A 4,385-nucleotide genomic window follows, 5' to 3' on the forward strand; every position below is an offset into this window, starting at 1 on the left:
TAAATCGTCATTTTGAATATTATTGAATTTTGACCAGTTCAAACTTGCACTTACTGAGGCTTTGTAATTCTTTAAAAATGAACGACCGTAAGCTCCCATTCCGGAAAAAGTTTCATCTGCTAAATTGGAATTATATGGAACCGAAGACTGATTAATTCCATCAAAATTGGCTTCTGTTTTAATCGCATCCACTTTTCTTGTATACGTTGCATTTGCGAAAATATTCTCGAAATTGAACATATTATATTTGAAATAACGAAGCGAATGTACTTGTGAAGTTGCATTTTCTAAGTAACGATTTCCACGAAACAAACTGCTATAATTAGACAAAACATAACCTTCTGCTAATTGATTAATATCTGTAAAATCATTCGTTAAAGAGAAATTATACGTCAATGTTTCTGATTTTTTGATTTGATATAAGGCAAAGAAATCTGGCAGCACTTTTACAAAATTATGAGAATAATCAGATCACAGCTGTCCGTTTGTCATTTGGTAAGTATGTACACTTACACCAGGCGTTAAAGTAAATTTCCCTGTTAGAATTTTATAATGGAAACCTAAAAAGGCATCATTAAATCTATAATCTACATCATTGTTATTTGAGGAATCAGTCAAATCGTTTCTTGTTCCGTCATCTAACATCTGAAAAATGTGTGAATTGAAATTTTGATACGAATAGGTATTCCCTACAGTAATATTGATATTGCTTTTTGGCGTTACCATATAATAGTAATCCAATTTAGCATCCAATTTATTAGTTTTCACAAAACGGTTCTGATTGTAGTCATTTCGATTTTGTCCAGAATTATATCCTGTCAAAAAATCATCACTAAAAGGTTGCGTGCGCAAATTAGCGTTATAAAAAGGATTTTCGTCCTGATACAAATGCTGCATTTCAAAAGCAAAAATATTTTTAGTGCTTTGTGTATAATACAAATTCAAATTCTGATTTATAGAAGTTGGATCTTGTTTCTTTGTTGTAAAAATAGTTTCTGAAGTAGCCTGATTGGTTACAATCGATTCACGCAACAAATCTGAATATTCTTCTTGTTTTGTCAATTTGGTTAAGATATCATAATCAAACTGAAATTTATCACTTGGTTTATACGTTGAACTTAATTTAAAAAGTCCCAAATTATTCTTCTGATTTGTATTTTCATCACGCTTATCCTGATCTCCAGAACCCAAATACGTAGTCTGTGATTTGGTTTCTAATTCTGTTTTTGAAGTCGAAAGAATTCCGAAACCGCTTAAATTCCATGATTTATTGACTGAATATGCGAAGTTTGTCGCGCCAAATTTGGTTTCAATTTCTTTAGCTCGATTATTTCGAAGCAATGAAATTCCTAGATCATTTGAAGAAACATTAAAACTACTTCCTCCTTTTTTCATCATATTTTTGAATCCGCCAGTAAACTTAAAATAATCCTGCGCCGTTAAAGGTAATTCACCAATATTATTAAAATTGGTTATTACGTTAATACTGTATTTCGGACTGTAATAAAACAATTTGGGATTAATAATATAACGGCTGTCCAATTCTGCAACTCCAATTCCTGCAGTAACATCTCCAAACCAAAAGTTCTTTTTACCTTCTTTCAGTTTAATGTTCATAGCGACATTATCCTGATCATTTTCCAGACCTTTTAGTGCGCTTACTTCGTTATAATTTCGCAATACCTGAACTTTATCAATAGCATCTGCTGGAATATTTTTAACCCCTAATTTAGTATCTCCGTCAAAAAAATCCTTTCCTTCCACCATCAATTTACTTACTTTTTTCCCTTCTACTTCGATTTCTCCATCGGCATTTACCTCAACTCCCGGAAGTTTTTTCAGTACATCTTCGAGCTTTTTCTCTGTTCCCGATTTAAAAGAATCCGCATTGTAAACAATCGTATCTCCTTTGATAGAAACTGGCATTTCGCGTACAATTTCCACGCCTTCCAATTCGATTCCTGCACCATCCAAAACAACATTCTGTGTAATGTTTTCTGTTTTTGTGGTTATGGCGATATCTTTAGATTTCATTCCAAGATAACTTACTTTAATGATATAAGAAGTATTCGGTTTTAAAGTCAACTGAAATTTTCCTTTATCATTAGTAATTCCGTAAGAATCCATTGCTTTTGTACCATTGTTAATAGCCATAATATTGGCCATCTCCAACGGATTTTTTTGTTCGTCTTGAATAAAACCGTCAAAACGGATACTTTGAGAAAAGCATATAGAAGTAAAAAGTAAGGCAAAAATAAAAAGCGCTCTATTCATTATCAGAATATTGGAATTTGGAATTTAGATATTTTTAAATTTTGGAAGTTTTATCTTCCCATTGGAGGAGGTCCGCCCGCACGTCCACGATTCATCTCTCTAAATTCTTCCATTTTCTTAATCACTGTTTCGTCATATTCTTTTTGAGAAATTACTTTTCCCTTTTTAGAAGGTTTAATTTCTGCTCTATCTTTAGGATTCAAAACTACTTTAGAGCATAAAATAGTAGTGGTTCCATCATTGATTTCCAAAATTAATCCTGGAAGTCCCCAATAATTTTCTGGCCCTTGATTAACTGGGATTTCTGGCGTATACCAAGCGGTTACTACGATTTCTTTTGGTATTTCAAAATTGTCTGTAAAATTGGTTTTGGTATCTCCAGATGTTTTTTTGGCTTCATCCTTTTTATCATCATTATTTTTAGGCCTGAAGTTTCTAAAATCTGTTTTACTCGCTTGTTTTACTGCCGTTGCTTTGTAACAATTATAGCCTCCAATTTGCTTGGTTTCTTGTTCCATCTTCCAATTTAATTTTGGAAGCGAATCCACAACCAGAAATTCTTTGCCCATAAATTCTTTATCAACCGTATACGATTTTGCTTTTACATCTTTATAGAAAGTTCCTCCACCTCCTGTTAATGAACCAAACATGACACGAAAACCTCCTTGCTGTTGTCCAGGAGTTTCCAGTTTTTCTTCTTCTTTGTAAATAGATGCCGATTTGTCGAAATTTAAAATAAATGTTTTTTCGAGCATTTTTTTCATACGTTCTTCCATGCTTTTCTGCATTTCTGGCGTTATATCTCTATTGCCACGCATTCCTTCAAATTTAGGTGCTTGTGTTTTTGACTCGTAAACAGCCATTCCCTGAAAATCTTTTTGAGCCTGAATCTGAGTACCAACAAGCATCAATGTCATATAAAAAAGTATCTTTCTCATTGTATTTTCTTTAAAAGTGAGTAAGCTGGAAAAAACTTACATTCAAATGTATTATTTATTTTAAAATCCTAAAAATTAAATATATTAATCGGTGTAGCAAATAGATAAAACCGCCTATTTTTTAGACTATTAGAATTAAGAAAGGTTTAAAAGGCAAAATTGAACTTCTAATGCTAGTTTTTTTGTAATTTGGTCTTCTTGAAAATCAATTTCTAATGCGTAAAACAGTGCAAAAATTACTATTCTTTTTATTCGTTTTCTGTGCTGCAAATACAATATCTGCACAGGATTCCAGTATAAATCCAACGATAATTTCTCATTACAAAAATGATGCTGATGAATTTTTAGGTTACGATTCTTTTGGTTATTCTTATCAGATAAAAAACAATGTTTTCAGCAAAACAAAAGGGAATGAACTTTTTGAATATAAGAATGTTTCTCTAGGAAACATAACCAAAGTTGATTTACAAAATCCGTTAAAAATGGTTTTGTTTTATGAAGATTTCAACAGTATTGTTTTATTAGACAATCAATTGAATAAAATCACCGAAATTAATTTTTCGCAAAGTACAACACCTATTGTAGCCGATGCGATCGGAATGTCAACCCAAAACCAATTATGGATTTATAATACTTTAAACCAACAGATTGGTCTTTTTGATTATTTAAAAAATGAATATAAAACCGTTTCGATTCCATTAACCGAACCGATTAAATATTACCAAACCGATTTCAATACTTTTAATTGGATCGACAAAAATAACAATTGGTTTTCCTGTGACATTTTTGGAAAAATCACTTCATTGGGTAAAATTTCCGATTTTGACAAAATTGAAATAATCAACAATACACAATATATTTTCAGTAAGGACAATTTTTTATACTTCAAAGGCTTTAATAAAGCAAATTCTGATGTAATTTCTGAGATTAAAATTTTAGAAAAAACCTTTAACAATTTTTATTACAAAGACCAAATTTTATCTATTTTTACATCAACAGATATATCCAATTATAAAATCGTAACACCGTAATGCACATAGCAATAGCAGGAAACATAGGCGCAGGAAAAACCACTCTGACCAAATTATTAGCCAAACATTTTAAATGGGAACCTCATTATGAAGATGTAGTTGATAATCCTTATCTGGATGATTTTTACCATCAAATGGAACG

General features: G+C 31.4%; 4 protein-coding genes and 1 pseudogene. 2 read left to right on the forward strand and 3 right to left on the reverse strand.

Annotated elements, in window-relative coordinates; all coding sequences use genetic code 11:
• The 3 genes and pseudogenes from VGE71_RS08345 to VGE71_RS08355 all read right to left on the reverse strand — a co-directional run.
• Positions 1 to 396: pseudogene (locus VGE71_RS08345) on the reverse strand (TonB-dependent receptor); the annotation flags it as partial.
• 75 nt (positions 397 to 471) lie between these two features.
• A complete protein-coding gene (locus VGE71_RS08350; protein WP_331137912.1) occupies positions 472 to 2,274 on the reverse strand; it encodes a carboxypeptidase-like regulatory domain-containing protein in 1,803 nt (600 codons plus the stop codon).
• Between the two features lie 50 nt (positions 2,275 to 2,324).
• Positions 2,325 to 3,212, reverse strand: coding sequence for a GLPGLI family protein (locus VGE71_RS08355; protein WP_331137913.1), 888 nt, complete (start codon positions 3,210 to 3,212; stop codon positions 2,325 to 2,327).
• A gap of 215 nt (positions 3,213 to 3,427) precedes the next feature.
• Between VGE71_RS08355 and VGE71_RS08360 the strand changes: the two genes are divergently transcribed.
• Together VGE71_RS08360 and VGE71_RS08365 are read left to right on the forward strand one after the other, a co-directional pair.
• The gene (locus VGE71_RS08360) at positions 3,428 to 4,243 is read left to right on the forward strand and encodes a hypothetical protein (protein WP_331137914.1); all 816 of its coding nucleotides are present in this window, start codon (positions 3,428 to 3,430) and stop codon (positions 4,241 to 4,243) included.
• Positions 4,243 to 4,385, forward strand: a 143-nt coding sequence (locus VGE71_RS08365; RefSeq protein ID WP_331137915.1) for a deoxynucleoside kinase, incomplete at its 3' end; no start/stop codon positions are given. The genes VGE71_RS08360 and VGE71_RS08365, both read left to right, overlap by 1 nt.

Origin of the sequence: Flavobacterium sp. (assembly GCF_036405015.1) — a bacterium.
In the GTDB taxonomy this organism is placed as follows: Bacteria; Bacteroidota; Bacteroidia; order Flavobacteriales; family Flavobacteriaceae; genus Flavobacterium.

Coding starts and splice junctions, on each gene's coding strand:
- VGE71_RS08360 (WP_331137914.1), top strand. CDS start 3,428: ATGCGTAAAACAGTGCAAAAATTACTATTCTTTTTATTCGTTTTCTGT.
- VGE71_RS08355 (WP_331137913.1), bottom strand. CDS start 3,212: ATGAGAAAGATACTTTTTTATATGACATTGATGCTTGTTGGTACTCAG.
- VGE71_RS08350 (WP_331137912.1), bottom strand. CDS start 2,274: ATGAATAGAGCGCTTTTTATTTTTGCCTTACTTTTTACTTCTATATGC.